Consider the following 26274-nt stretch of genomic DNA (forward strand, 5'->3'; position numbering starts at 1 on the left):
TTTGGTCCCCATCCCTGCACGAAAAACGGCGGCGCGCCAGAACAATTTTTCTCCTTTCCCTGCGCCGTCTTGCGTTTCGTCATTCCAGATATCCAATGGCACTGATCGTTCATAAATACGGCGGCACGTCGATGGGCTCCACGGAGCGCATCCGCAACGTCGCCAAGCGCGTGGCCAAATGGGCGCGGGCCGGCCACCAATTGGTGGTGGTGCCCAGCGCCATGAGTGGCGAAACCAACCGCCTGCTCGGGCTGGCCAAGGAACTGGCGCCTTCTCGCGCCACGTCCGCCTACCACCGTGAACTCGACATGCTGGCCTCCACCGGAGAGCAGGCGTCTTCCGCGCTGCTGGCGATCGCGCTGCAGTCCGAAGGCATGGAGTCGGTGAGCTATGCCGGCTGGCAGGTGCCGATCCGCACCAACAGCGCCTACACCAAGGCCCGCATCGAATCCATCGACGACCAGCGCGTGCGCGCCGACCTGGCCGCCGGCAAGGTCGTGATCGTGACGGGCTTTCAGGGCATCGACGAGCACGGCCACATCACCACGCTCGGCCGTGGCGGCTCCGATACCTCCGCCGTGGCCGTGGCCGCAGCGATGAAGGCCGCCGAATGCCTGATCTACACCGACGTGGACGGCGTGTACACGACCGATCCGCGCGTGGTGCAGGAGGCGCGCCGCCTGGCCACCGTGAGCTTCGAGGAAATGCTGGAGATGGCCAGCCTGGGCAGCAAGGTGCTCCAGATCCGCTCGGTCGAATTCGCCGGCAAATACAAGGTGCCCCTGCGCGTGTTGTCCAGCTTCACGCCCTGGGACATCGACATCAACGAAGAAGCCCGCTCCGGCACGCTGATCACTTTTGAGGAAGACGAAAAAATGGAACAAGCCGTTGTATCCGGCATCGCATTCAACCGCGACGAGGCCAAGATCTCCGTGCTCGGCGTGCCCGACAAGCCCGGCATCGCCTACCAGATCCTGGGGGCCGTGGCCGATGCGAACATCGATGTCGACGTGATCATCCAGAACCTGAGCAAGGACGGCAAAACGGACTTCAGCTTCACCGTGAACCGCTCGGACTACGCGCGCACGATCGATCTGCTCAAGGAAAAGGTCGTTCCGGCACTGGGCGCGCAGGAAGTGGTGGGCGACGCCAAGATCTGCAAGGTCAGCATCGTCGGCATCGGCATGCGCAGCCATGTGGGCGTGGCCGCCAAGATGTTCCGCGTGCTGAGCGAAGAGGGCATCAACATCCAGATGATCTCGACCTCCGAAATCAAGACCTCCGTCGTGATCGACGAGAAGTACGTGGAACTGGCGGTGCGCACGCTGCACAAGGCGTTCGAACTGGACCAGTCGCCCGCTTAACGAGTCAAAACCGCCTTCAATCTGAGGCATAATAGCCGGATTGGAAACGTGACCGAGTGGCCGAAGGTGCTCCCCTGCTAAGGGAGTATGGGGTGTAGAGCCTCATCGAGGGTTCGAATCCCTCCGTTTCCGCCAATCCGAAGGAAAAGCTGCAAGCATGGCCGCAAAGCCATCTGCAGCTTTTTTTTCGTCCTCGTTATCTGACGCGGACAGATCCTCAGCCATTGAGGTCACAAACGCGCGTGCTGGCTCCTCGCCCAGGATCACGCGCATCTTTCCTCTGAGCCGCCAGCTGCAGGCGCGCTTTCCCTGTTTCATTTCAATCAGGTTTGATGGGTTCACATCAAGCAACGCTGCTAGCTTGCGTTGGCTTCCAGCAGCCTCTGCTGCGCGCTCGATTAATTCGCTGAGTGTTGCAAGTGGTGCCATATTGAGTCCATTTGTGTTAGATTGCGTCCGGTACCAATTTGAGTCCAGTCTCATTTTGGTAATTCTCACACAGGAGCCGGCATGCCCCCCGTTTCAACCATCACCGCAGGCGCGCGCGTCACCTACCAGGGCGACGAGTACAAGGTCCGATCAGTGGACGGCAACGTCCTTGAACTGGCTTACGACACAGGCTGCTTCTTCCGCTTGGTGCACGTGTCCAGCGTTACCGTTTGCCCGACCCCTGCCACCCAAACGGTGGCCAGCTTGCCGGCTCCAGCCGCCGGGCAGGGGGAGGGCACCATGCCCTCCAAGCTGGGGTACCTGTTCTGCACTCATTGCGACTGGTCTGGCTTCAGCGACGAGCTAGAAGCTGATCGGTCAATTGGCTACCAGGGCGGTCTTTGCCCTGACTGCTTTTCGCACTGCGAGGAGCAGCCCGCATGAGACTCGTCGCCAAGCACGCCCAGGTGGGCTACCAGACCCCCGGCGACCGCCCAGGCTGCCGCAACTGCGCGCACTTCGAAGTGGTGCGCCACGACAGCCCAGTGATCGCTCCGCGCACGGCCTGCACGCTGCACGACCTCGAGGTGACCAGCGGCGGCATCTGCCCTGACCACAAGCCGATGGTCGTCGCCAACCAAGCCCAGCTCGCGTTCCTTGCCAGGCAGCGAGATCTATTGGGAGCTTGTTGACATGGGCTACATCAATCCGCTTCTTAAGCTGCCCGCAGCGCAGAAGCGCTCTGAGCTTTCACCTGGCGAACGTCAGTTTCTCGCTGAGCTCATGACGGAACTTCGTCAGCATGCTAATGCCGAGGCCGAAATTTGTTGGAAGCGTCGCAAGGCTCCTATGGCTGCCTACTGGCGCGCTGTGAGCACTTATGCGCGCCACATCGCCCACTGTCTTCGTCACGTTGACCAGGTCAACCAGGATCCGCGCGCATGAGGCTCATCAACGGCGGCCAATCGGCCCTCATCCACATGGAGCCAGCGCCTGCGCGTGCCTGGCTCGTTCGGTGCCCTCTGGGCATGTTGGCCGATGGCCACTTAACCAAGCGATTCAGCAACGTGCAAGCATTCGACGGCTACGTGCGCCAGGTGCGCGACATGGGCATGACGGTTCGGTTTGAGACGCCGTTCGCGGCGGTTGTGGAGGCCTCGGCATGACGCGGCGCCAGCCTTCCCCCAGTGCTGTAACACTGGGGGAAACTCCCAAGCAACGCGCGAAGGTCGATTGGCTCACGGCGACTTGGAAGCCGGAGCCCGACGAACACGTCGTCGCCACCGTGCTGGACCTGTTGCGCGGTTGCGGCCTCGCTGTCGAGGCCGAAGGTGGGCGCGGACATTTCGGCTTCGAGTTCGGTGCCCGGCTGTTTATGCGGCTGGACGATGGCTCACGCTCCCAGGTCGCTCTGCTTGACTGGGGCGGCGATCGCATGCGCGGCCGCGCTCGCCTGGACCTCTCCGGCAGCGCCTGCGCCAAGGTCAGCGACTGGCAATCGGTGCAGGACTGGCTCGGCTCTCAATGGGAAACGACTATCACACGGGTGGACTTGGCCGTTGACTGCCTCAACGGCGAATTCACCGTCGAAGACGCCCGCGACTGGATGCACGCAGGCGAATTCACGGCAGGCGAAGGCCGCCCGCCGAGGCACAGCACGCCAGGCGATTGGCTGTCCGACCAGCCGTTCTACGGCCGCACCTTGGAGATCGGCCGACGCGAGAACGGAAAGATGCTGCGCGCCTATGAAAAGGGCCTCCAGCTCGCGCCAGGCAGTGGCGACAAGTGGACGCGCTTCGAGGTCGAAATCCGCAACAAGGATCGCGACGTGCCGCTCGACGTCCTCACCCGCTGCGACGTGTATTTCGTCGGTGCCTACGAGTGCTTGCAGCGCTTGCTGCCCGTCGCCGGCGAGCGTATCGCCACGCATCAGAAAGAGGGCGATCTGAGCCTGGACACGATGGTCCATCACGCCAGTGTCGGCTACGGGAAGCTCGTGCACGTCATGCGCGGCCACGTCCCTGCAGAGACCCTCTTAGACCTCATTTCCCGGCCAGGCGTCCCACGACGACTGGAAAAGGCCACCCTGGCCGGATTCATCGCGGCGTCGTCGGTCGCACTACAGGAGAAAAGGCCATGAAAGCACACGTTATCGGTATCGAAATCAGCGAAGGCGTCAGCAAGAAAACTGGCAACGCTTATGCCATCGGCAAGCTGTACACCGCCCTCCCCTTGGAGATCGGCCGACGCGAGAACGGAAAGATGCTGCGCGCCTATGAAAAGGGCCTCCAGCTCGCGCCAGGCAGTGGCGACAAGTGGACGCGCTTCGACGTCGAAATCCGCAACAAGGATCGCGACGTGCCGCTCGACGTCCTCACCCGCTGCGACCTGTATTTCGTCGGTGCCTACGAGTGCTTGCAGCGCTTGCTGCCCGTCGCCGGCGAGCGTATCGCCACGCATCAGAAAGAGGGCGATCTGAGCCTGGACACGATGGTCCATCACGCCAGTGTCGGCTACGGGAAGCTCGTGCACGTCATGCGCGGCCACGTCCCTGCAGAGACCCTCTTAGACCTCATTTCCCGGCCAGGCGTCCCACGACGACTGGAAAAGGCCACCCTGGCCGGATTCATCGCGGCGTCGTCGGTCGCACTACAGGAGAAAAGGCCATGAAAGCACACGTTATCGGTATCGAAATCAGCGAAGGCGTCAGCAAGAAAACTGGCAACGCTTATGCCATCGGCAAGCTGTACACCGCCCTCCCCATCGTGGGGAAGGGCGCTCGCGGCCTCATGGGCAGCGAATACCAATGCGAGCCTGCGGTACTTCGCAAGCTCGACGGTCTGGAGCTGCCGTGCATGGCGGAGCTTGAGATGCAGGACGTTATGCGTTACGGCCAGCGTCGTCAGGAGATCGTCTCCGTGGTCCCGCTGCCTCCCCAAGTGACTCCCGGCAAGCCCGCTCAGGCCGCGCCTGGCACCTCTGTCGCTCCGCGCTGAGTGATTGAAGCCTGAAGGGCAGCGTGCTGCTCTTTGGGCTGCAATTCCGCAGCAACCAACCTGGAGAAACTCAATGAACCCGAAGACCCTTGCCGCAAAGCTGGCAGCTATCCCCGCTGTCCTGTTCGCCACTGCTGGTGCGGCCTACGCGGAGCTGCCTGCATCCATCGCTACCGACGTGGGCGCAGCCAAGACCGACATGCTGGCCGCCATCGCCTTGGTGATTGGCGCCATGGTGGCAGTGTGGGGCCTGCTGAAGCTGGCCTCCAAGCTCGGCTGGCGCTAAGCCATGGCCACGAACACCGCCACAGCGTCCACGGACACCGTGACGGTGGTCGTGCAGGTGGAGCCGGCCCCACCGAATGAAGACCGCATGGCGGACCTGCTCGCCTTGTTCGGCTTGGTGATTGGCGCCTGCGTGGTGATCTGGGGCGCCAAGCAGGTTTTGAATCTATTCAGCATTAATCCGGATCACGACTAATGAAAGATAGAAATGCCTTCTTCTCTCGAAATGTTGTTCGCTGGATCGTTGCTGCTTTTGCTTTGGGTGGCGTTTCGGTAGTCGATGCGTCCACATATCCAAATGCTCGGCTTGCAACGCTGCAGGCGGCCTATGGAAATGTCCTTGGCAATACATCTACCATAACCATAGCCTCTGGAACTGGTACGCCTTGGACAACTTCGGCGTATGGCCTCCCAAATGCTACGGGCCGAGTGGGGAATTATGGGCTTGCTCAAAATGGCACCGGCGTGGTGATGGGCGGTACTGTAAAGACACCTCTCGGCAATACTGGCAAGGTGGTAGAAGCTGTAGCAAAAGCACCAATCACGCGTGCGGGATTCGCTCGCGCTGTGGGCGGTTTGTTAACCGGCCCAGTTGGAGCAACGGCATTAATGGTTGGCGTGCCCCTTGTGGCTGACTGGTTCGCCCAACGCGGTGTTACTCCCAATCCTAATCCTGCTGATTATCCGGAAAAGCCTTGGTTAATGCGGCAAAAAGGTGATGGTTATCAATACCAAATACAAAACATTACTGGCTGGTTTGGGAGTTATCAAGCAGCGTGCAGTGCGTTGCAGGCTCATACGATGGCTGAATATCCAAAAATTGGCAGAAATGGTCCGTCTATTTCTAATGCCGGCTCCACAAAATCAAGTTGTTGGTTTGATGTCGCATATCGCGATTCCGTGAGCGGGCAGAGGGAAACAGTGTGGATTAGCATGCCGATTCTCTCTCAGCTGTCAAATTGGGTAGATAACCTGCCCGCATCCATGGATGACATTGCTCAATACATGGATGAACCAGAGGCCCCAATTTTGACTCCTCGAATTGTGGAGCAAGCCATAACAAGCGCTGGAATTGACCCATTTGGCGCTTCCGGACCTGACACCTCGGTGTCTGGCCCATCTAGCGTGCCTGGTGAGCAAAAACGGGTTTCCACGCAAATTCAGGTTCAGCCAGGCACCACCAATCAAGCGCCTCCCGGCTCGTCCAATACCCAGCCTGCAACGCGCACCGAGACCTCAACGGCTACGCACAACGTGAGCTACACCGATAACAAGGTCACGTACAACACCACCACGGTAAACAACACAACGATCACCAACAACGTGACCGGTGACACGATCACCAACAACGACACAGTCACCGAGACAAATGACGATTCGACGGCTGAGGACAAGCCGGATTTCTGCAAGCAGAACCCTGGTGTCTTGGCCTGCGAAAAACCTGATTTGGACACACCAGACGGCGACATTCCAAAGGCGACCTTCGATGTGACTTACCAGGTGGAAAACAGTTGGGGCAGTGGGTCGTGCCCTGCCTCTGTGTTCGCCAACATCAACGGCCGTTCCGTCATGGTGTACGACTGGCCGCAGACGTGCAGTTATGTCGCAACCTATGTGCGACCCCTGCTCCTTTTGATGTGCGCACTCGGCGCGCTGTTCATCGTGATGCCTGGAAAGGCCGACGCATGAAGATCGGAACATGGCTTCTGTCGATGATGCAGCCGCTCATCGCACGCATCCTGACCTCCATCGGTTTCAGCGTCGTCACGATCACTGGCTTTCAGATCGCCGTCGGCCAGGTCAAGGATCTGGTGAAGGGTGGCATCAACACTTTGCCTGCCGACATGCTGAATTTGTTTCTGTACGCAGGCGGCGGCACCGGCGTTGGGATGATCCTCGGTGCCATCACCACAAAGCTCCTGCTGTGGCAGATCCAGTCCGCAACCCAAATTCTCGGGAAGAACCCAGGATGATCACCGTCATTACTGGCACGCCTGGTGCCGGAAAAACGCTTTACACAATCGAGAAGCTGCTGCTGCCGCTGGTTGGCACGCACATTCCCCAAGAAGGGGCGGACGGTGTCATCACCATGCACCCTCGTACGATTTACACCAACATCAACGGGCTGTTGTTGGATCACGAGCTCATCGACGGTGGAGACAACCAAGGCCTTCGCGATTGGCACACCTGGGCCAAGCCTGGCAGTGTCATCGTCTTCGACGAGGTCCAGCGGCACTGGAAGCCAAGGGCCAACGGCAGCGCGGTGCCGGCCGATATCGAAGCCCTGGAGACCCATCGCCACATGGGGGTTGACTTCATCATCATCACGCAGAATGTCATGCTGGTGGACAAGAACATCCACGCCTTGGGTGGTCGCCATTTACACGTGCGCCGCATTGCCAACATGCCCATGGCCATCGTTTACGAATGGGATCACGTCTCCCGCGGTTTGCTCTACGCAAAGAGCATGACCAAGTCCCCTTGGCGCTACAGCAAAAAGGTGTTCAAGCTGTACAAGAGCGCAGATCTGCATACGAAGCAACCGCGGCGCATCCCCGGCCTGGTGTGGTTCATTCTGGCTGGCATCGTTGGTGTTGGCGTGATGGCTCCAACGACCTATGCCAGACTGGCAGATCGCTTCGCTGGAGGCCAAGCCAAACCTGCCCAGGTCGCTCAGGCACCGCAGCCAGGCGCAAAGGCCCCTGGCGCCCCGCCTGCGGCCCTTGCGGCGTCTAGCCCTGTCGACACCCTCAGTCCCGTTGCTGTCGCTGCTCCTGCCTCTCCTGCGGCTTCTGTCCCTGTGTTTGCCGGCTGCATGGCTACTGCTACAGCCTGCCGGTGCTACGACACTACCGGCAAGTCGCTTGACCGTGAGCCCGAGGCCTGCAAAGCCATCACCAAACCGCCAGCGGTGGTGCTTACTGGTGGCACCATTCCAGACAATGAGGTGCTTGCTGTTTCTCCTCCCCCAAAGTTTGTCCCTCCGGCGGAGTCTGGCCACGGCCTCCTTGATCTGCGCCGAGCGTTGCGTGAACAGTATCCAGACAGTCACCCTAGGCCTGTGAACTTCTGATGTTTCACATGTCTTAAAACTTCATAATAGAGCCATGAGCAGACCACCATTGACTGTTGAAGACTGGGAGGCCTATCACAGCAGGAAGGCCCTTCGCTGTCGTCGTCTTCGCGCTTGTCATGAGCTGGCTTACAAACGTGCTTTTGTGCAGTGGTTGCGTTCAAAGCTTGGGCTAAAGCCTTCGAAGCGGCTATTCACCGTTGCCTAGACAGCATCCTTGGTCTGTCAATGTCTGACCTTCTAGAATCTCGGTAGGGAGGCTGTATGGGCATTGAGGACAGAGACTATTACCGCCAAGACTACGCGCGTAAAAATGGCATGCGTTATAACGAAAGAAACGCTACCTATTCGGCATCCGAAAAGGCAACGCATAGAGATTTTGTATTGCCTGAGCAAAAACCGTTTGAATGGCATTGGTCATTGGTTTTGGTCATCTGTTTGCTCATGGCTGTAGTCGCCGCCGCCATCGTGCACTACTTCCCCCCCGCTCCTTTCTGAGAGACAAACGGGGCCCCGGTTGCAGACCTTGTGTCTGCTTTCCGGGGTCGGGGTATGGGGTGACAAACCCCATGTAGGACCTCACCTCACCCTGTGCCTTATGTCATCGCCAGGGCGCTAACTGTCCCCCGCGCAAGGGATCGTTAGTCACGCAGTGATTGAGACGGCGCGCTAGGCGCTGCCCCATCGAATGATCGGCCCCGAGCATGTGTGCAACACCCCCTGCGCGCAGTGATACACCCCGAGCACATGTGCCTCGCTCCTCACGCGCAACGCGCGCCAGAGCGGCCGAGGTGGGCAAGCGCAGCGCCGCACGCCGACAGCCGCGGCGGCTTGCCTTGAGCATGAGTGCATGGCCCCATGAGCGCAATGTGGATCCCCGAGCACAGGTGTGATGCCCCGCACGCGCAGTGCTGATCCCCGAGACGGAGACAGAGCCTGGCGAGTTGGCTCAACCGAAGGCCAGAGCCCGGTCCACGAAGTGGATGCGCCCTGCATATTCCACTGACCTAGCCCTTAAGTCCTAGCGCGATACTTTGGACCTTCACGCGATTGACCGGGCCATACATTTCCGTCCCAGAAAGGGACATCGATGCTCATCGGATATGCAAGGGTCAGCACCCAAGATCAGGACACAGCACTGCAGCTGGATGCACTGGTCAAGGCTGGCTGTGAGAGGATTTATCAAGAGAAGGCCAGCGGTGCTACTAGGCGTGGCCGGCAGGAGTTGGCGCGGTGTCTCTCCAACCTGGGGAAGGGCGATGTACTTGTCGTCTACAAGATCGACCGAATAGCTCGCAGCTTGTTCGATTTGCTGGATATGCTCCGTCATCTCGATCGCGTCGGTGCCACCATCAAGAGCGTGACCGAGCCGCTGGACACGACCAACAGCATGGGCGTGTTTGTCGTTCAAATCCTGGGCGCGGTTGCCCAGCTCGAGCGGTCGATGATCAGGGAGAGATCTATTGCGGGTCAGATCGCGGCTAGGGAGAGGGGCCGGATTCCCGGAAGAGTGCGGGCGCTGAGTCCCGAAGATGAAGTCAGGCTGGTTGCTGAGTACCGAGCCGGAGGGATAACGCAGGCTGGGCTATCAACAAAATACGGTGTGTCGACCTCGGTTGTGAAGCGCGCACTGCAGCGTGTACGCAACGTTTCGTAGGGCCACAAACATCCGTTTCCGCCAGGTACAAAAGCCCCAAGTGATTTTTCACTTGGGGCTTTTTCCTTTTGAGCGGTGGCATCAGCGCAGGACGGCATATCGATGCCGCTCCCTGCGCCCGCGATAGCGTTCTTTTCAAAACCCGCTTCGGCGGGTTTTTCGTTTCGACCGGGTTGCCGTTTTGAACGCGCCATGCCTGCGCCGTGGCGCAGATTTCGATCCGCACCCTGCCAGAAATGACCTGGGTCAAGTAATTTGCCGCGATTGCGTGTCGTCCGACATCCACGCGGTGTTCGGGACGGCGAGGCGAGGGTGATGGGCTCTTTACAACGGAATGGCAGCGGGCATTTCGCCTGCGAAGCGACAACCTCAAAGGAGCCCACCATGAACGCATCTCATACGCCCCTGGCTGAAACAAGACCTGCCGGCACTGACTTGGCCGAGCAGGCCCGTCCCGGTCACGGCATTCCTTCGCAGGACCCGGCCGTGGCGGCCCAATACGCGCTGTCGCCTGAGGAGGCCGAGCGCGAATCGAAATCTTCGCTGATGGGCGGCGGTGTCATGGCCGGTACGGCCGCAGGCGCGGCCGTTGGTGCGGCCGTGGCAGGGCCTGTCGGAGTATTCGTGGGTGGCACCGTCGGTGCCGTGGCGGGCGCGTTGGGCGGGGCTGCCGCGGGAAGTCTGGTCGAGCCCGATGCCCCGTTAGCCGACGAGCAACCAACGCATGACGCAGGCAAGACCCCCAATACCGTTTTGCCTCGCTGAAATTGCACACATCTGAATCCATGGGCAGCCACCATCAATCGGTGGCTTGTCCATTGGGAATGAGTGGCTCCGGCGAGGCGCCGCAGAGCGTGTGGATTCCGTTGCGCTCAGTCGCCCCGCGGCGCGGTTTCCTGTTCCAGTTCCTCCAGAACCTGGATCGCTCCACGGATGCGCATCAGGGTATGGCTGAGTTCAGCTTGCCGCGCTTCCAGTTGCCGGAGTTGCTGCTCGCCTGCAGAAAGCTCGCTCTTGAGTTGCGCAAGCCGTGCTGTCAGTTGTTCACGCATCGGAGTGGGGTGGAGAGTGGTTGAAGCCTTGCATTGTGGATGCGCTTTATCAGGCCACAAAAAAAGACAGGGTGAATGCGCTCGACGCGCGCGCGCTGAGCACAAACGCCTTCACCGCGAGTGGACACGGCGTTGGCCTGAGACCCCGTCACCTGGCCAGGCGAGGCGATGATAGTTCGAGGGCGTGGATACACCCTGTGAGATGCGGTAAGTGCGGCCAGCGCATGTCAGTTCCACCCATTAGCCGCTGGCTTTGCGCATGTTTTTTGCGACCGAAGACGGCCTCAGGTGGCAGACGTCAGGTACAGCGAGGCCGCATCCGTGGCCAGTGCATTGAGTATCCCATCCGCGCCAATGCGAAAGTGGGCGCCAGTCGTGTTTGCAATCGCGGCATAGGCGGCAAAACAATGGGCCGGCAGCGTCATCATTCCAACAGCATCGCCCGACAAGATTTCGAACGCGGGTGGCGGTGCCGCTGCATCCAGGGTGAATCCGATCATCAGCATGGTGCCGTGCACCCCGACTTTTCCGCCGGTGATCTCGATGCAGCCTGCCGCGTTCTGCACGGTGTAGCCGTTGGCCGAGTAGGCGGCCTGGCCGGACAACGCCACGATGCGGACGCCGCGGGCTTTGATCACGTTGTATTCCGCCCAATCGGTGGAGAGGTTCAAGGGGGTGAACTGTTGCATGAGGCCGCGATGTTTCGCGCTCCTTGCCGGGTAGTTGTCCATGGGATGGGGTGGGTTGGGCAATGACTTACGCCTTTTGGCCAAGTCTTTAATTAGTGGGTAAAAAAAGGGTTCAGGGTGGAGGCAGCGAATTACCTGCTGATGGGCGGTTGAGCGTGTGAGGCGCTCCGGTTGAACTGCCTGTTTTGGTTGTCTTGCGGAGGAGGGCTCATCGGCATCGCTTTTTTCCTTGTTGCTGGAGTTCACAAACAAACGCACTTGAAGCGTCTCCTGTGCGTTCAAAGGTTGCGCTTTCACCACGGAAAAGAGCGTAGGAGAAACCTGAGTCGGAAGTCAGGGATGCATGGTTTTATGTAACTTTTTGCGTCTTTTGTGGCGATGTGAAAAATTTGACGCGCGTGGCGCTTGCATCGCGGCAAATCAGCGCAGGTGACAAAAGCCGTGAACTTGGCCTCTCGATTTGTGCAGAATCGACGTCAGGAATAGCATATTTCTCAAATTCCGTCAGGCGAAACGATAGACCTGCTTTTTTCGAACGTGAGAGGGTTATGATTCATCCCGTCGGCACCTCCAGCCGACACCTCCCTTTCTTGCTCTTTAGCAAGTTTTGCCCGCCTCGTGCGGGCATTCTTTTTTGTGCTGTCAGCGGAGAGTAAGGGTCGTGCTCAAAATGGATTCCACCGGACGGGGCATCGCCTCCCCTAAGGAATTCGGGCTGTGACCAGGCCGCAATGCCTGCCCGACTTTGCCCGCCCCTGTGCGGGCATTTCTTTTGGCGCGGTGCCCCGGCATGGCGCCGAGGAGCCGCCGGTCAATCGTCGGCGGACGCGCTCCAGCGACTGCCCCAATCACGCGCTTGGTCGATGTTGCGGCGATCCCGTTTGGTCGGCCGGCCTTCATGCAGGCTGGCGGCGGGCTCGGGCGCCAGGCGGCGCTGCTCCGCGGCGTTTTCGCGAGCGGCGATGCTTTCCGCCGTTTCTTCATAAAGCAATTGCGCCACAGGTGCAGGACCGCGCATGCCGCTGAGCGCTCGCACTTGCACCGTGCGCTGCATGGGGCCCTGGCGCAGATCGACGGTATCGCCGGCCCGCAGTTCTCTGGCTGCCTTGGCCGCCTGGCCATTGACGGTCACGCGGCCTTTGCCGATCTCTTCCACAGCCAGCGAGCGGGTTTTGTAGAAACGGGCACACCACAGCCATTTGTCCAGGCGCATCGATTCGGGAGGGTTCATGCGGCCATTTTCTTCCGATCCGCGGGCGGCGGATTGTCGGCCGATGCCAACGGAAGGCGCACCACCGCATCCAGCCCGACAACCCGTGCGCCGTCCATCCGGTTGGACAGCTCGATCTGTCCGTCCAGCGCTTGCACGATCTCCTGGCAGATGGCCAGCCCCAGTCCGGACCCGGTGCGCACGTCGCCGGCCGAGAACGGCTGGAACAGGCGCTGCGCCAGCTCGGCATCGATGCCGGGGCCGCTGTCGGCCACGGTCAGCGCCACGTGGCGACCGTCCGTGCGCAATTCCACCGACAGCACGCCGGACACCGGTGTATGGCGGATCGCGTTGTGCAGCAGATTGCGGGTGAGTTCACGCAGCATCCATTCGTGCGCCTGCACGGGGGCCGGGTCGGTGTGGATGCCGAAGTCCAGGTCGCGCTGGGCGATGAGGGGCGACAGTTCCAGGGCAATCGCCCGCAGCTCTTCATCCAGCCGGGTCACGGGTGGGGCACTTTGCTGGCGCAACTGCTCGACCTTGGCCAGCGCGAGCATCTGGTTGGCCAGCTGGGTGGCACGCTCCACGGTGTCTCTGATCTCGTGCAGCGCCTGCTCCGGAGGCGCATCGCCACGCAGCGCGGACTGCACCTGGGTCTTGAGCACGGCCAGCGGCGTGCGCAATTGGTGCGAGGCATCGCGCACGAAACGTTTCTGGTGCGCCAGCAGGTGCGACAGTCGCAGCATGACGTGGTTGGTGGCGTCGATGAGCGGCTGCAGTTCGCGCGGCGCGGACGGTGCCGAGATGGGGCGCAGGTCGTCCTCGGGCCGGTTCTGCAGCCGCGCGCTGAGCTGCCGCACAGGGCGCGTGGCCTGTTGCACCACCAGCACCACGATGACGCCGATGGCCACCACCAGCAGTGCCTGCCGCGCCAGCGTGGTCCACAGGATCTGCAGGGCCAGTGTCTGGCGCAGCTCCAGCGTTTCAGCCACCTGGATCACGGCCATGCCGCGGCCCTGGGGCGTGGCCACGGGCTGCAGCAGCACGGCCACGCGCACAGGGCGGCCGCGGAACTGGTCGTCGTAGAAATCCACCAGTGCGGCATACGGCGGGCGGGCAGGAATGCTGCCGTGCCAGAACGGCAGTTCGGCAAACCCTGACACCAAGCCGCCGTGCAGGTCGGACACGCGGTAGAACATGCGGCTTTGGTTGTCCGCCTCGAAGGCCTCCAGCGCGGAGTAGGGAACGATGGCACGCAGCTGGGCCGCGTCGTCGTAGCCGGTCACGTCGATCTGCTCGCTGATGCTCTTGGCCGAGGCGAGCAGCGTGCGGTCATAGGCGGTGTGCAGCGAGGCCAGTGTCTGCCGGTACAGGCTGTGGGTGTTGTAGGCGATGAACAGCGAGGCGGGCACCAGGATGCCCACCAGCAGTTGCCGGCGCAGAGATCGCGTGCGGGGGCGCGCGTCGGCGCGCTTCATGCATCGGCCTTGAGCAGGTAGCCCAGCCCCCGCAGGGTCATGAGCGTGAGGCCGGTGCCCACCAGCTTCTTGCGCAGGCGGTAGACGACGACCTCGATGGCCTCGTACTGCACGTCGAGCTGCCCGGGAAAGACCAGTTCGTACAGGCGCTCCTTGGTCACCGCATGGCCGGGCTGGGCGAGCAGGGCGTGCATGAGGGCCAGTTCGCGCGGGGTGAACTCCATGACCTCGTTGCCCAGGTAAATGGCGCCGCTATCTTTTTCATAGCGAACTGCCGCGATGTTGATTGTGCTGGAGGCCGATTTGGCCTCAGGTGCCTCGCCGGTCCGGCGCACCAGCGCGCGCAGCCGCGCCTCCAGTTCGTCCAGGTCGAAGGGCTTGGGCAGGTAGTCGTCGGCGCCGGCGTTCAGGCCCAGCACACGGTCTCCCACGGTGCCGCGTGCGGTGAGCAGCAGCACCGGGGTGCGCAGCCCCTTGGCACGCGCCTGCTGCAGTACCTGCAGGCCGTCGAGGCCGGGCAGGGTGAGGTCCAGCACGACGGCATCCGGGGCACGCGCGGTCCATTGCGCGAGGGCGGCGCGGCCGTCGCCGAGGGCCGTGACCTCCATGCCGCGGCGGGTCAGGGAGCGTTGCAGCGTGGCCTGCATGGCCGGGTCGTCTTCCACGAGAAGCAGTTGCATGCGCGGCACCTTAGCACCGCTCGCAGCGGCGCCGAAGATGGGTGTTTACCCTGAGCGCGCGGACAGCCGTTTGACAGGAACGGCGCGCATCATCAGCCCGTTCGTACAACTATGAATCCAGGAGACAACGATGCGCCGTGACACCTTCCTCAAATCCCTGGCGGCCCTGGCCGCGGCCGGCGCGCTGCCGCTGTCGGCCCGCGCTGCCACCGCCGTCAAGATGATGCTGCCGGCCAACCCCGGCGGTGGCTGGGACACCACGGGCCGCGCCCTGGGCCGCGCGCTGCAGGACGCCGGCGTGGCCTCGTCCGTCACCTACGACAACAAGGGCGGCGCGGCTGGCGCCATCGGCCTGGCGCAGTTCGTCAACTCCAGCAAGGGCGACCCGAACGCGCTGATGGTGATGGGCTCGGTGATGGTGGGCGGGATCATCACGGGCAAGCCGCCCGTGAACCTGTCGCAGGCCACGCCGATCGCTCGGCTGACCAGCGAATACAACGTGTTCGTGCTGCCGGCCAGCTCGCCCTTCAAGACCATGGGTGACGTGATCGCCCAGCTCAAGAAGGACCCTGGCAGCGTGAAGTGGGGCGGCGGCTCGCGCGGCTCCACCGAGCACATCGCCGCGGCGATGATCGCCCGCGAAGCCGGTGTGGACCCGGCCAAGATCAACTACGTGGCGTTCCGCGGAGGCGGCGAGGCGATCGCGGCCATCCTGGGCGGCAACGTGACCATCGGCGGTGGCGGCTACAGCGAGATGGCCGAGTACATCAACACCAAGAAGATGGTGCCGGTGGCGGTGACCTCGGGCCAGCGCCTGAAGGGCTCTTCGGTGCCCACGCTCAAGGAGCAGGGCATCAACGTGGAGATCGGCAACTGGCGCGGCGTGTACGCCGCCCCGGGCATCTCGGCCGAGCAGCGCAAGGGCCTGGTGGACATGGTGGCCAAGGCGCTCAAGAGCAAGAGCTGGGCCGAGTCGCTGGAGAAGAACGACTGGACGCCCGCATGGCTGGCCGGCGATGAGTTCGGCGCGTTCGTCGATGCCGAGTTCGCCAGCCTGCGCGCCACGATGGTCAAGGCCGGCATGGTCTGACCCCCGGTGTTGCCCACGCGGTGCGGCGCCCGGCCCGGGTGGCGCACCGCCGTGACCTGCGCGGCCGCCGAACCCCAGCGCTGAAATCAATGCACCCCGTGCCGGTGGCCCCGGGGGATGACGAGGACACAAGCATGTCGGAGCCTATCGCTTCTTCCCCCCCTTCCCTGGCCGAGCCCGACCCCGGGCCCAGCACGGTGCCCGGCGCGCGCATGCAGGCGGCCGTGGGCGCCGCCGTGGTGCTGATCGCGGGCGGCCTGGCCTTCGGCGCCGTGAGCATTCCCTCGAACGCGGGCTACGGTGGCGTGGGCCCGAGCTTCCTGCCCTGGCTGGTGGCAGGGGTGCTGGCCTTGTGCGGCGGGGTGCTGCTGTGGGAGGCGCTGTCAGGCGGCTTTCGCTCCATGGACGAGCCCGGCGGCGCCGCGCGCGCCAACAAGGTGGCGTTCGTCTGGGTGTCGGCCGGACTGCTGCTGAATGCAGCGCTGATCGCCACGGTGGGCTTCATCCTGAGCTGCACGCTGTGCTACGTGCTGGCGGTGCAGGGGCTTCGCCGGGCGGCCGGGCAGCCGTCGGCCGGTGCGGCGCGCACCTGGGCGATGGACGTGCTGACCGGCGCGCTGATCTCGGCGCCGGTCTATTGGGCTTTCACGCAATTCCTGGCGATCAACCTGCCGGGCCTCACGCAAACAGGGTGGCTGTGATGGAAATCTTCGACGCATTGCTGGCGGGCTTCGCCACCGCGGCCACTCCGGCCAATCTCCTGTGGGCCCTGGTGGGCTGCGCGCTGGGCACCGCCGTGGGCGTGCTGCCGGGCATCGGCCCCGCCGTCGCGGTGGCCATGCTGCTGCCGATCACGGCCAAGGTCGAGGTCACGGCCTCGATGATCTTCTTCGCCGGCATCTACTACGGCGCGATGTATGGCGGATCGACCACTTCGATCCTGCTGAACACGCCCGGGGAGACGGCGAGCATGGTCACGGCCATGGAGGGCAACAAGATGGCCAAGAGCGGGCGCGCGGGTGCGGCGCTGGCCACGGCGGCCATCGGCTCGTTCGTCGCCGGCACCATCGCCACCGTGGTGGTGACGCTGTTCGCCCCCTACGTGGCCGACTTCGCCGTTCGCCTGGGGCCGCCGGAATATTTCATGCTGATGGTGCTGGCCTTCACCACCGTGAGCGCGGTGCTGGGCAAGAGCACGGTGCGCGGCCTCACAGCGCTGTTCGTGGGCCTGGCCGCCGGCCTGGTCGGCATGGACCAGATCTCCGGCGCGGCGCGCTACACGGCCGGCCAGCCCGAACTGCTGGACGGCATCGACATCGTGCTGGTGGCCGTGGGCCTGTTCGCCGTGGCCGAGGTGCTGTATGCCGCCATGTACGAAGGCCGGGTGGTGGACACGCAAAACCGCATGGGGCGCGTGCACATGACGGCGCGCGACTGGAAGCGCTCCATTCCTGCCTGGCTGCGCGGCACGCTGATCGGCACGCCGTTCGGCTGCATTCCCGCCGGCGGCACGGAGATCCCGACCTTCCTGAGCTACGCCACCGAGAAGAAGCTGGCCAAGGGCGATGACAAGGCCGAGTTCGGCAAGGAAGGTGCCATCGAAGGCGTGGCGGGCCCCGAGGCCGCCAACAACGCCACGGTGACGGCCGCGATGATCCCGCTGCTCACGCTGGGCATCCCGACCTCCAACACGACGGCCGTGCTGCTGGGCGCGTTCCAGAACTACGGCATCAACCCCGGCCCGCAGCTGTTCACCACGTCGGCCACGCTGGTGTGGGCGCTGATCGCCTCGCTGTACATCGGCAACGTGATGCTGCTGGTGCTGAACCTGCCCATGGTGGGCCTGTGGGTCAAGCTGCTCAAGATTCCGAAGCCCCAGTTGTATGCGGGCATCCTGATCTTCGCCACGGTGGGGGCCTACGGCATGCGCCAGAGCGCGTTCGACCTGTTCCTGCTGTATGGCATCGGCGTGCTGGGCGTGCTGATGCGCCGGTTCGATTTCCCCACCGCACCGGTCGTCGTGGGCATGATCCTCGGGCCCCTGGCCGAAGCGCAGATGCGCAATGCGATCTCGATCGGCGAGGGCAGCTGGTCGATCTTCGTCACGCGGCCCATGTCGCTCACGCTGATGGTCATCGTGGTGGCGGTGCTGGTCGTGCCCCGCCTGATGCGCGGGTGGGCCGCGCGGCGCCTGGCCCTGGCTACCGCTTGATCGGTGCGCGTGCCGTCGTCAGCGGGGAGGCCAGGGCGGCTTCTCCGCTGGCGGTTTTTCCGGGGGAAGTGGTCGCCGGGCTGGCGGCCCTGCGGCCCAGCCAGAGGTAGAGCCCGCTGCCCAGCACGATGATGGTGGCGATGTCCAGCAGCGCCCAGAGGATCTTCATCGGCATGCCGCCGTAGTCGCCGAAGTGCAGCGGCTGCGACACCAGCAGGGCCACGAGGTACCAGGGCAGTTTGGGCGCGGCGGTCACCTCCGCCGTCTTGGCATCCACCAGCACCGGCTGCAGCAGCCGCGACGTGAGCGGCTCGTTGCCGCGCAGGAAGAACGTGTGGTGGTGCGGGCTGGAAAACGACGTGCCCGGAAACGCGATGAACGACAGCTTGGTGCCCGGTGCGCGGGCCAGGGCCGCGTCCAGCGATTTCTGCACCGAGGCGCGCTCGGCCACGGGCGTGATCGGCTGGCCGTTGTAGGGCGCCAGCAGCGCGCTCAGTTCGTCGTACTGCCAGTATTTGACGAGCAGATCGGCCCAGGTGTTGATCATGCCGGTGCCGCCCACCATGAAGGCCCACACCAGCGTGACGATGCCCAGCAGGTTGTGCAGGTCGAGCCACTTCACGCGCGTCGAGCGTTCGCGCCGCACCTCGCCGAAGCGCAGCTTGCGCATGAAGGGTGCGTACAGCACCACGCCCGTGACGATGGCCACCAGCAGCAGCAAACCCATGAAGCCCAGGAACAGCTTGCCCGCCAGGCCCGCGAACAGGTCCACGTGCAGCTTGAACATCACGTACATGAACCCCTCGTCGAAGCGCGGCTGCGCCAGCAGGGCGCCGGTGCGCGCATCCACCGCCACCGAGCGGAAATCCTCGGTGGGGGCGGGCGTGGGCGTGAGGGTGGCGAACCACAGGTCGGTGCTGTCCTCGGGCTGCGAGGCGAACTGCACCACGCGGTCCGGGTGCTGCGCGCGCGCCACGTCCAGCACGCGGTCCAGGCTGACGTGCGGCGTGCCGGCGGGCATGGGCGGGGCTTCCACCTCGGTGCCCAGCAGGTGCCCGATCTCGTGGTGGAAGATCAGCGGCAGGCCTGTGAGGCACAGCAGCAGCATGAACACGGTGCAGACCAGGCTGCTCCACTTGTGCAGCCAGGTCCAGGTCTTGAGGGAGCGTGCAGTCAGCATGGTCGGGGCAATGGATGGGTGCGTCGCGGCGCGATCAGAAATCCACGCTGGCGCTCAGCGTGAACGTGCGGGGCGCGGCCACCACGAGGTAGCCGGAGCCCGGGTAGCCGCCGGCGGAGGCCCAGTAGTTGCGGTCGGTGGCGTTGTCCACACGGGCGCGCAGGGTGACCAGGCGGCCGCTCCACTCGGTGGCGTAGCGCACGCCCAGATCCAGGCGCGTCCAGGCGGGCACGCGCAGGGTGTTGGCGTCGTTGGCATAGGTGGCGCCGGTGCGCACCACGCGCGCGTCCAGGGCCAGGCCCTGCGCGCCTGGCACGTCCCATTCCGCGCCCAGGTTCGCCTGCAGGCGCGGCACGCCGATCACGCGGTTGCCATTGAGCGCGGCATTGCCGGTCTCGCGCTGCTTGGCATCCAGCCACGTCATGCCGCCGAGCACGCGCAGGCCGCGCGTGGCCTCGCCGTACACGTTGAGTTCCACGCCCTGGTGGCGGTCCTTGCCGGACGATGCGAACACGTTGGCCGCGTTGACGATGGCGCGCGGCTTGGTCGTGCTGAACAGCGCCAGCGAGCCGCCGATCCGGCCAGCGTCGTACTTGAGGCCGATCTCCTTTTGCTTGGCGACGTAGGGCGACAGCTGCTCGCCGCGGTTGACCACCGGCGTGCCGTTGGCCGTGGCGGGCGCGGTTTCGCCCTTGCTCAGGCTCTCGACATAGTTGGCGTACAGCGACAGCTGCTTGCTGGCCTTGAACACGGCGCTCGCCAGGGGGCTGGTGCGGCTTTGCTCGTAGCGGTTGGTCAGGGCGGAGGTGCCGTAGGCATAGTCGGCCACGTCGAGCTTCTGGTGGCGCAGGCCCAGCGTGACGAGGACGGTGTCCTGCACGAAGGACATCGTGTCGCCCACTGCGAAGCTGGTCATGCGGGTGCGGCCGGTCAGGTTGGGGCTGGCGAGCGTGCCGCCATAGCCCGCATTCGCGCTGAAGGCGGGCTGTGCGTAGGGCGTGTAGGCATACAGGCTGCCCGGGCGGGTGTTCAAAAAGTCGAATGCGTAGGCGTTGTCTTTCTCGGCATCGAAGTACGAGGCCGAGGCCACCCACTCATGGCCCACGCTGCCCGTGCGGGCCTTGCCGCGCACGCCCAACTCGCCCGTGTTCACCCGGTCCTTGCGGGTGTTGTCGAAGCGGTAGGTGCTGCCTTCGCCGGTGGCCGAGTTGCTCACGCTGAGGTTGGCCAGCGAGTTGGACTCTTCGCTGCGGCGCAGGCCCCAGGCGCCCCACGCGGTCACATCGGGGCTGATGTCCACTTCGCCCCGGAAGGTGCCGAACAGGTCGCGCTCGTTGGAGTATGTCCAGGGCTGCGAGAAGTTGGCCGAGGCGTCCGGCGCGGCGGGAATGAAGTTGGCGTTCGCGCCGTTGAGGGTGACGTTGGTGCGCGTTCCTTTGAGCTTGTTGTCTTGCCAGCCGATGTCGCCCGACAGGCGCACGTCGCGGCTGCGCCAGTCGAGGCCCACGGAGACCAGGCCCAGCTGGCTCTTTTCATGGTCCACGGCGGTGTCGCCGTCGCGGTAGGCGGCATTCAGGCGGATGCCGGTGCTGTTGTCGGGGCCGAAGCGGCGCGCGATGTCGGTGGACACCTGGCCGTACCCGCCCGAGCCCGTGCCCACGGTCACGCGCGACAGCGGTTCGTTGGGCGCGCGCTTGGGCAGCAGGTTGATCGCGCCGCCGATGCCGCCGCCGTTGGGTGCCGCGCCGTTCAGGAACGCCGAGGCGCCACGCAGCAGCTCCACGCGCTCGAAGAGCTCGGTCGCGATGTACTGGCGCGGCAGCAGGCTGTACAGGCCGTTGTAGGCCACGTCGTCCGAGTCCAGCAGAAAGCCGCGGATGAAATACGTTTCCTGGAAGTTGCCGAAGCCGCGCGCCAGCCGCACGCCGGCATCGTTTTGCAGCACCTCGCCCACGCTGCGCGCCTGCCGGTCCTGGATCAGTTCGTTGGTGTAGCTGGTGATGCTGAAAGGCGTCTCCATCGCATCGCGCGTGCCCAGGATGCCGGCCCGCCCGCCGCGGGCGACCTGGCCGCCGGGGTAGGCGGGCGACAGGCCTTGTGCCGATGCATCCGCGCTGGCGCCCACCGTCACCGTGGGCAGGGTGGGGGCATCCGCAGGGGTGGCCGTGGTCTGGGCATTGGCCTGAAGGCCGAACGTGGCGAGGGCCATTGCGACGGCCAGGGCGATGGGGGTGTGCTGGTTCATGGGCATGGGAGGGGCAAGGTCAGGAAGGGCGTGAATGAATGAAAGGGGCGGCGCGGCCTGGACAAGTCCGTCCAGGAGCCAAGTGCATCGGGCCACGGAAAATCGGGACCGGGCTCAAGCCGAGGGCGGGCGGCGGCGAAGGCCGAACCAGGCCATGGTGGCCACCGGCACCCCCAGCGCCACCCAGGACCAGACGTCTCCCCAGCCATCGCTGACCAGGGCGCTCAGCAGGCCGGTGGCGGTGAGCACCCCCAGAGCGATGGGCCAGCCCCACAGCGGAAAGAAGCCGCCAGGGGTCGGGCGGAGGTCGGACGGTGGTTCGATCGGTGGTGGCATGGGCGCAATCGGGAGGGGCGGTGGCGACGGCAGGGGCCGCCACGCAGGGCCAGCGAGGCGCAGCGAGCGCCCCGGGGAGAGGCTCTCCCCGGGGCTCCCCACCAGGGCGCTGTTTTTCAAGGCGGCATGTTAAATGATATTGCGAATGGTTCGCATTGTTTTTGGGCGAGATTCCTCACCGTGGCATGATCCGCACTTGAAAACATTGCAACGCCTTGTGGATGCCGCCATTGGCAACGCCCCGCACGGCCATTGCATACTCTCCACGACAATTTCATTCCGTTTCCCCGCTGCAGGAGATTTCCGATGCGACCGCTCATTCCCCGCGCCATTGCCCTCGCTGCCCTGACCGCCGCCCTCCTGGTTGCCTGCGGTGGCGGTGGTGGCAACACCGTGGACTTCGATTTCAACGTGCGCCCGTCCTACCTGGCCAGCCTGCGCCAGGCGACCTACGACGGCGTGGACGACGATCTGCTGACCGCCGGCCTGGGCCGCACCGGCCTGGCGGACCCCGATGCCCCCGGCTACGAAGGCGCCCAGCCCACGGCCGCGGAGATGCGCCGCAACGCCATCTATACCAATTACCGCGCGCTGCTGGACATGACGGCCGCAGGCGGCTACGGCACGCTCTACGGACCCAACGTGGATGCGCAGGGCCGCGTGACGGCGGGCGAGGGCAAGATCGCCGGCACCGAGACCATCGCCTACTACGACGACGGCTCGGGCCGGCAGAACGTCACGCTGATGGTGCAGGTGCCCGACACCTTCAACCCCGCCAAGCCTTGCATCATCACCGCCACGGCCTCGGGCTCGCGCGGCATCTACGGCGGCATGTCCACCGGCGAGTGGGGCCTCAAGCGTGGCTGTGCCGTGGCCTACACCGACAAGGGCACGGGCGCGGCCCCGCACGACCTGCAGGCCGACACTGTGCCGCTGATCGACGGCACGCGCACCTCGGCCACCTCGGCCGGCACCAGCGCCGCGTTCAACGCCGGGCTGTCGGCCGCCGACCTGGCCGCGTTCAACACTGCCACGCCCAACCGCTTCGCGTTCAAGCACGCCCACTCGGGGCAGAACCCCGAGAAAGACTGGGGCCTGGCCACGCTGCGCGCGGTGGAGATGGGCTTTTACGTCATCAACGAACGCTTCGGCGATCTGTCCCCGGGCGGGCAGCGGCTGCGCACCTTCAAGCCGTCCAACACCATCGTCATCGCCTCCAGCCTCTCCAACGGCGGGGCCGCAGCCATCGCCGCGGCCGAGCAGGACACGCAGGGCCTGATCGGCGGCGTGGCCGTGTCGGAGCCCGCGGTGGAACTGCCGGCCAACCCCGGCGTCACCGTGCGCCGCGGCACCACCGACGTGGCCGTGAACAGCCGCACCCTCATCGACTACACCACCTACGCGCAGCTGTACCAGGCCTGCGCCGCGCTGGCGCCCTCCATCAGCGACAGCCCGTACGCCAGCACGTTCGCAGTGGGCTTCGCCAGCCCGTCGCTGCCGATCGCCTCCAACCGCTGCGAGGCGCTGCGCGCGCAGGGGCTCATCACCGGCGGCAGCACCGTGGCCCTGGCCGAACAGGCGCTGGCCCGGCTGCGGGCCTACGGCTGGGAGGCGGAGTCGGTGGCGCAGTACCCGTCCCTCGCCGGCTTCGAGGTCGTGCCCGCCGTGGCGGTCACCTTCGCCAACGCGCTCTCGCGTTCGAGCGTGAAGGACAACCTGTGCGGCTACAGCTTCGCGGCGACCACGGCGCAAGGTGCTGTGACGCCGCTGGCGCCCGCCGCGCTGGCCGACATGTTCGCCACCGGCAACGGCGTGCCACCCTCGGCGGGCGTGCAGCTCGTCAACAACCGCAGCCTGGGCGGCGCCACGCGCGACGTGCTGTCGCAGAGCGCCACCGGCGCGCGCGACTGGAACCTGAGCGGCGCGCTGTGCCTGCGCAATCTTGTGACGGGCACCGACGACGCGGCGCAGCGGCTGCAGGCCGGCGTGGACGAAACCCGCCGCAGCGGCAACCTGCGCGGCAAGCCCGCCATCATCGTGCACGGCCGCTCGGACGCGCTGCTGCCCGTCAACCACACCTCCCGTCCCTATGCGGCGCTGAACCGCCGGGTGGAAGGCGCCTCCAGCCGCCTGCGCTACATCGAGGTGACGAACGCACAGCATTTCGACAGCTTCATCGGCCTGACCGGCGTGCTGCCGGGCTACGACACGCGCTACATCCCGCTGCACGTGTACCTGAACCGTGCGCTCGACGCCATGTACGACCACCTTGCCAACGGCACCGCCTTGCCCGCCAGCCAGGTGGTGCGCACGGTGCCACGCGGCGGCCAGCCGGGCAGCGCGCCCGCGATCACGGCGGCCAACGTGCCGGCCATCGCCGCCACGCCGGTGAACGGCAATGCCATCACCGTGACCAGCGGCGCGATCAGCGTGCCGGAGTGAGTGGGGCCGCACTGCGGCCCGTGGCGGGTGACCCGTGTCGCACGCGGCAGCAGGTTTGCTATTGAATTGATAGCATGATGCCGGCGATTTGATTGCGCTGCAGGCCTGTCAGGCTGTGTTGCCGGGCGCTTCAGCGCTCGGCGGATCGCGCCGGCCCCTGCGCGGTGGGGGACGGGCCATGCGCCGCCCACAGCGCCTCGACGCAGGCCTGTACCGAGGCCCCCGCCGTGTCGATCTCGAAGTCCGCATCCCGGGGCTCGTCGTAGGCCCCGCCCACGCCCGTGAACCCCGGCAACTGGCCGGCACGGGCCCGCGCATACAGGCCCTTGGGGTCCCGGGCCTCGCACACGGCCAGGGGCGTGCGGACCCACACCAGGCGGCAGCGGTCCTCGCCCACGATCTGGCGCATCCGCCGGCGGTCGCTCTCCTGGGGCGAGATCAGGGCGGCGACCACCCACAGCCCGGCCTCGTTGAACAGGCGCGCCACCTCGGCCGTGCGGCGGATGTTCTCGCTGCGGTCGGCAGCGCTGAACCCGAGCGAGGCGTTCAGGCCGCCGCGCAGCACATCGCCGTCCAGCACCGTGCAGGCGATGCCGCAGGCCTGGAGCCGGCTGGCGAAAGCCTGCGCCAGCGTCGTCTTGCCCGCGCCCGACAGGCCGGTGAACCACAGCGTGCGGGTGGCGGAAGGGTTGGAAATCTGCATGGCGGGCCGTCCGTGCTCGGCGTGCCTCAGTGCCGGTCCCAGCCCTGCAGGTGCTGCTGGGCGATCTGGCTGAGGCCGGTGATCCAGGCGTTGTCGTCGTTCATGCAGGGGATGTAGCGGAACGCCTGGCCGCCCGCGTGCAGGAATGCCTCGCGCGCTTCCTGGTTGATTTCCTCCAGGGTTTCCAGGCAGTCGCAGGGAAAGCCCGGGCACATCACGTCCACGCTGCGCGTGCCGGACTGGGCCATCTGGATCAGCGTGGGCTCGGTGTAGGGTTCCAGCCAGCGGGCCTTGCCGAACCGCGACTGGAAGGTCACCCGGTACTGCTCGGGCGAGAGGCCCAGGGCCTGCGCCACCAGCGTGGCGGTGGTCAGGCATTCCTGCTGATAGGGGTCGCCCAGCTGCACGTTGCGCGCCGGAATGCCGTGAAAGCTCATCACCAGTTGCTCGGCCCGGCCGCCCTCGCGCTTCCAGTGCGCGCGCACGCTCTGCGCCAGGGCCTGGATGTAGCCCGGGTGCGCGTGATAGCTGTTCACGAAGCGAAACTCCAGCAGCCGCCGCTGCCTGCGCGTCCAGGCCTGCACGTCGTCCACCACGCTGGCCGTGGTGGTGGACGAATACTGCGGATACAGCGGCAGCACCAGCACGCGCTCGACGCCTTCGGCCTGCAGTGCATCGAGCTGCGAGGCGATCGACGGCTGCCCATAGCGCATCGCATGGCGCACGCGCACGCCCAGGCCCGCCTCGCCCAGCCAGCCGCGCAGCAGCGTGGCCTGCTTGGCCGTCCACACGGCCAGCGGGGAGCCTTCCGGCATCCACACGCTCGCGTACTTGGCGGCGGATTTGGCGGGGCGGATGCGCAGGATGATCCCGTACAGGATGGGCAGCCAGGCCACGCGGGGAATCTCGACCACGCGCGGATCGCCCAGGAACTGCGCCAGGTAGCGGCGCAGCGCCGGCGCGGTGGGCGCCTCGGGGGTGCCCAGGTTGCACAGCAGCACGGCGGCGCGGGACAGGCCGGCGGCGGATTGCGCGGCGGCAGGGGGGAGGGGGGGCAGGGCGCCGGACAGGGGGGCCGGCGACGAGGGCGCGGAGGTGGGGGAGGGCATGCCCGCATTGTGGCAAAGGCCACGCACCCTTTTGGCGGGCCGCG

General features: G+C 65.0%; 31 protein-coding genes and 1 tRNA gene. 21 read left to right on the plus strand and 11 right to left on the minus strand.

Going from position 1 to position 26274, the window contains the following annotated elements:
* The first annotated feature begins 95 nt into the window (after nt 1-95).
* Both AVTE2539_RS07115 and AVTE2539_RS07120 read left to right on the plus strand, forming a co-directional pair.
* The gene (locus AVTE2539_RS07115) at nt 96-1364 is read left to right on the plus strand and encodes an aspartate kinase (RefSeq protein ID WP_284402556.1); all 1269 of its coding nucleotides are present in this window, start codon (nt 96-98) and stop codon (nt 1362-1364) included.
* 42 nt (nt 1365-1406) lie between these two features.
* Nucleotides 1407-1499 (plus strand) — tRNA-Ser (locus AVTE2539_RS07120).
* Here the strand turns inward: AVTE2539_RS07120 and AVTE2539_RS07125 are convergent.
* The gene (locus tag AVTE2539_RS07125) at nt 1467-1793 is read right to left on the minus strand and encodes a hypothetical protein (RefSeq protein ID WP_284409223.1); all 327 of its coding nucleotides are present in this window, start codon (nt 1791-1793) and stop codon (nt 1467-1469) included. The two genes, AVTE2539_RS07120 and AVTE2539_RS07125, sit on opposite strands and share 33 nt — an antisense overlap.
* An 81-nt stretch (nt 1794-1874) precedes the next feature.
* On the opposite strand from AVTE2539_RS07125, the gene AVTE2539_RS07130 reads away from it, so the two are divergent.
* From AVTE2539_RS07130 to AVTE2539_RS07200, 15 genes are all read left to right on the plus strand, one after another.
* Nucleotides 1875-2237 (plus strand): hypothetical protein, encoded by a 363-nt coding sequence (locus AVTE2539_RS07130; protein WP_284409224.1) that lies wholly within the window; start codon nt 1875-1877, stop codon nt 2235-2237.
* Nucleotides 2234-2485 carry a hypothetical protein gene (locus AVTE2539_RS07135; RefSeq protein ID WP_284409226.1) on the plus strand — a complete coding sequence of 84 codons (252 nt, stop codon included), beginning with the start codon at nt 2234-2236 and terminating at the stop codon, nt 2483-2485. The genes AVTE2539_RS07130 and AVTE2539_RS07135 overlap by 4 nt, the downstream gene beginning before the upstream one ends.
* Nucleotide 2486: 1 nt before the next feature.
* Entirely contained in the window at nt 2487-2738 is a 252-nt protein-coding gene (locus tag AVTE2539_RS07140; RefSeq protein ID WP_284409228.1) for a hypothetical protein, read from the plus strand.
* Nucleotides 2735-2959, plus strand: a complete 225-nt coding sequence (locus AVTE2539_RS07145) for a hypothetical protein (protein ID WP_284409231.1) — start codon at nt 2735-2737, stop codon at nt 2957-2959. The genes AVTE2539_RS07140 and AVTE2539_RS07145 overlap by 4 nt, the downstream gene beginning before the upstream one ends.
* A complete protein-coding gene (locus AVTE2539_RS07150; RefSeq protein WP_284409232.1) occupies nt 2956-3933 on the plus strand; it encodes a replication initiation factor domain-containing protein in 978 nt (325 codons plus the stop codon). Before AVTE2539_RS07145 ends, AVTE2539_RS07150 begins: the two co-directional genes overlap by 4 nt.
* Nucleotides 3930-4463: a replication initiation factor domain-containing protein gene (locus AVTE2539_RS07155; protein ID WP_284409234.1), complete on the plus strand. Its 534-nt coding sequence runs from the start codon at nt 3930-3932 to the stop codon at nt 4461-4463. The genes AVTE2539_RS07150 and AVTE2539_RS07155 overlap by 4 nt, the downstream gene beginning before the upstream one ends.
* Nucleotides 4460-4789, plus strand: a complete 330-nt coding sequence (locus AVTE2539_RS07160; protein ID WP_284409236.1) for a hypothetical protein — start codon at nt 4460-4462, stop codon at nt 4787-4789. Before AVTE2539_RS07155 ends, AVTE2539_RS07160 begins: the two co-directional genes overlap by 4 nt.
* 73 nt (nt 4790-4862) lie before the next feature.
* Entirely contained in the window at nt 4863-5075 is a 213-nt protein-coding gene (locus AVTE2539_RS07165; RefSeq protein WP_284409238.1) for a hypothetical protein, read from the plus strand.
* A 3-nt stretch (nt 5076-5078) separates the two neighbouring features.
* Nucleotides 5079-5270, plus strand: coding sequence for a hypothetical protein (locus AVTE2539_RS07170; protein WP_284409240.1), 192 nt, complete (start codon nt 5079-5081; stop codon nt 5268-5270).
* Entirely contained in the window at nt 5270-6763 is a 1494-nt protein-coding gene (locus tag AVTE2539_RS07175; RefSeq protein WP_284409243.1) for a hypothetical protein, read from the plus strand. Before AVTE2539_RS07170 ends, AVTE2539_RS07175 begins: the two co-directional genes overlap by 1 nt.
* Nucleotides 6760-7047: a DUF2523 domain-containing protein gene (locus tag AVTE2539_RS07180; protein ID WP_284409245.1), complete on the plus strand. Its 288-nt coding sequence runs from the start codon at nt 6760-6762 to the stop codon at nt 7045-7047. The genes AVTE2539_RS07175 and AVTE2539_RS07180 overlap by 4 nt, the downstream gene beginning before the upstream one ends.
* Nucleotides 7044-8147 (plus strand): zonular occludens toxin domain-containing protein, encoded by a 1104-nt coding sequence (locus AVTE2539_RS07185; protein ID WP_284409247.1) that lies wholly within the window; start codon nt 7044-7046, stop codon nt 8145-8147. Before AVTE2539_RS07180 ends, AVTE2539_RS07185 begins: the two co-directional genes overlap by 4 nt.
* A 264-nt stretch (nt 8148-8411) precedes the next feature.
* Complete coding sequence (locus tag AVTE2539_RS07190) at nt 8412-8645, plus strand: hypothetical protein (RefSeq protein ID WP_284409250.1); 234 nt, start codon at nt 8412-8414, stop codon at nt 8643-8645.
* Nucleotides 8646-9237: 592 nt separating this feature from the next.
* Entirely contained in the window at nt 9238-9804 is a 567-nt protein-coding gene (locus tag AVTE2539_RS07195; RefSeq protein WP_284409252.1) for a recombinase family protein, read from the plus strand.
* Between the two features lie 384 nt (nt 9805-10188).
* Complete coding sequence (locus AVTE2539_RS07200; protein WP_284409255.1) at nt 10189-10569, plus strand: hypothetical protein; 381 nt, start codon at nt 10189-10191, stop codon at nt 10567-10569.
* Between the two features lie 107 nt (nt 10570-10676).
* Here AVTE2539_RS07200 and AVTE2539_RS07205 read toward each other — a convergent pair whose 3' ends face one another.
* From AVTE2539_RS07205 to AVTE2539_RS07225, 5 genes are all read right to left on the minus strand, one after another.
* A complete protein-coding gene (locus tag AVTE2539_RS07205; RefSeq protein WP_272563984.1) occupies nt 10677-10856 on the minus strand; it encodes a hypothetical protein in 180 nt (59 codons plus the stop codon).
* Nucleotides 10857-11140: 284 nt separating this feature from the next.
* Nucleotides 11141-11587, minus strand: coding sequence for a hypothetical protein (locus AVTE2539_RS07210; RefSeq protein ID WP_284409257.1), 447 nt, complete (start codon nt 11585-11587; stop codon nt 11141-11143).
* Between the two features lie 769 nt (nt 11588-12356).
* Nucleotides 12357-12776, minus strand: a complete 420-nt coding sequence (locus AVTE2539_RS07215) for an RNA-binding S4 domain-containing protein (RefSeq protein WP_284409260.1) — start codon at nt 12774-12776, stop codon at nt 12357-12359.
* Nucleotides 12773-14233: a sensor histidine kinase gene (locus AVTE2539_RS07220; RefSeq protein ID WP_284409263.1), complete on the minus strand. Its 1461-nt coding sequence runs from the start codon at nt 14231-14233 to the stop codon at nt 12773-12775. The genes AVTE2539_RS07215 and AVTE2539_RS07220 overlap by 4 nt, the downstream gene beginning before the upstream one ends.
* Nucleotides 14230-14913 (minus strand): response regulator transcription factor, encoded by a 684-nt coding sequence (locus tag AVTE2539_RS07225; RefSeq protein ID WP_272563980.1) that lies wholly within the window; start codon nt 14911-14913, stop codon nt 14230-14232. The genes AVTE2539_RS07220 and AVTE2539_RS07225 overlap by 4 nt, the downstream gene beginning before the upstream one ends.
* 130 nt (nt 14914-15043) lie before the next feature.
* Here AVTE2539_RS07225 and AVTE2539_RS07230 point away from each other — a divergent pair, with 130 nt between their 5' ends.
* The 3 genes from AVTE2539_RS07230 to AVTE2539_RS07240 all read left to right on the plus strand — a co-directional run bounded on the left by AVTE2539_RS07230 (nt 15044) and on the right by AVTE2539_RS07240 (nt 18215).
* On the plus strand, nt 15044-16003 hold the full coding sequence (locus AVTE2539_RS07230; RefSeq protein WP_272563979.1) for a Bug family tripartite tricarboxylate transporter substrate binding protein: 960 nt from the start codon (nt 15044-15046) through the stop codon (nt 16001-16003).
* 134 nt (nt 16004-16137) lie between these two features.
* Nucleotides 16138-16704 carry a tripartite tricarboxylate transporter TctB family protein gene (locus AVTE2539_RS07235; RefSeq protein WP_272563978.1) on the plus strand — a complete coding sequence of 189 codons (567 nt, stop codon included), beginning with the start codon at nt 16138-16140 and terminating at the stop codon, nt 16702-16704.
* On the plus strand, nt 16704-18215 hold the full coding sequence (locus AVTE2539_RS07240; protein ID WP_284403549.1) for a tripartite tricarboxylate transporter permease: 1512 nt from the start codon (nt 16704-16706) through the stop codon (nt 18213-18215). Before AVTE2539_RS07235 ends, AVTE2539_RS07240 begins: the two co-directional genes overlap by 1 nt.
* Here the strand turns inward: AVTE2539_RS07240 and AVTE2539_RS07245 are convergent.
* From AVTE2539_RS07245 to AVTE2539_RS07255, 3 genes are all read right to left on the minus strand, one after another.
* Nucleotides 18205-19395: a PepSY-associated TM helix domain-containing protein gene (locus tag AVTE2539_RS07245; RefSeq protein WP_502868877.1), complete on the minus strand. Its 1191-nt coding sequence runs from the start codon at nt 19393-19395 to the stop codon at nt 18205-18207. The genes AVTE2539_RS07240 and AVTE2539_RS07245 overlap by 11 nt on opposite strands.
* A gap of 34 nt (nt 19396-19429) precedes the next feature.
* The gene (locus AVTE2539_RS07250; RefSeq protein ID WP_284409266.1) at nt 19430-21640 is read right to left on the minus strand and encodes a TonB-dependent receptor; all 2211 of its coding nucleotides are present in this window, start codon (nt 21638-21640) and stop codon (nt 19430-19432) included.
* A gap of 114 nt (nt 21641-21754) precedes the next feature.
* Nucleotides 21755-21976, minus strand: coding sequence for a hypothetical protein (locus AVTE2539_RS07255; protein ID WP_272563976.1), 222 nt, complete (start codon nt 21974-21976; stop codon nt 21755-21757).
* A 306-nt stretch (nt 21977-22282) separates the two neighbouring features.
* Here AVTE2539_RS07255 and AVTE2539_RS07260 point away from each other — a divergent pair, with 306 nt between their 5' ends.
* The gene (locus tag AVTE2539_RS07260; RefSeq protein WP_284409269.1) at nt 22283-24418 is read left to right on the plus strand and encodes a D-(-)-3-hydroxybutyrate oligomer hydrolase; all 2136 of its coding nucleotides are present in this window, start codon (nt 22283-22285) and stop codon (nt 24416-24418) included.
* Between the two features lie 130 nt (nt 24419-24548).
* Here AVTE2539_RS07260 and cysC read toward each other — a convergent pair whose 3' ends face one another.
* Nucleotides 24549-25121, minus strand: a complete 573-nt coding sequence (cysC, locus tag AVTE2539_RS07265) for an adenylyl-sulfate kinase (protein ID WP_284409271.1) — start codon at nt 25119-25121, stop codon at nt 24549-24551.
* 26 nt (nt 25122-25147) lie between these two features.
* Nucleotides 25148-26230 carry a ferrochelatase gene (hemH, locus tag AVTE2539_RS07270; protein WP_284409273.1) on the minus strand — a complete coding sequence of 361 codons (1083 nt, stop codon included), beginning with the start codon at nt 26228-26230 and terminating at the stop codon, nt 25148-25150.
* Nucleotides 26231-26274 lie beyond the last annotated feature (44 nt).

Source organism: Acidovorax sp. SUPP2539 (assembly GCF_030158975.1).
In the GTDB taxonomy this organism is placed as follows: domain Bacteria; phylum Pseudomonadota; class Gammaproteobacteria; order Burkholderiales; family Burkholderiaceae_C; genus Paracidovorax.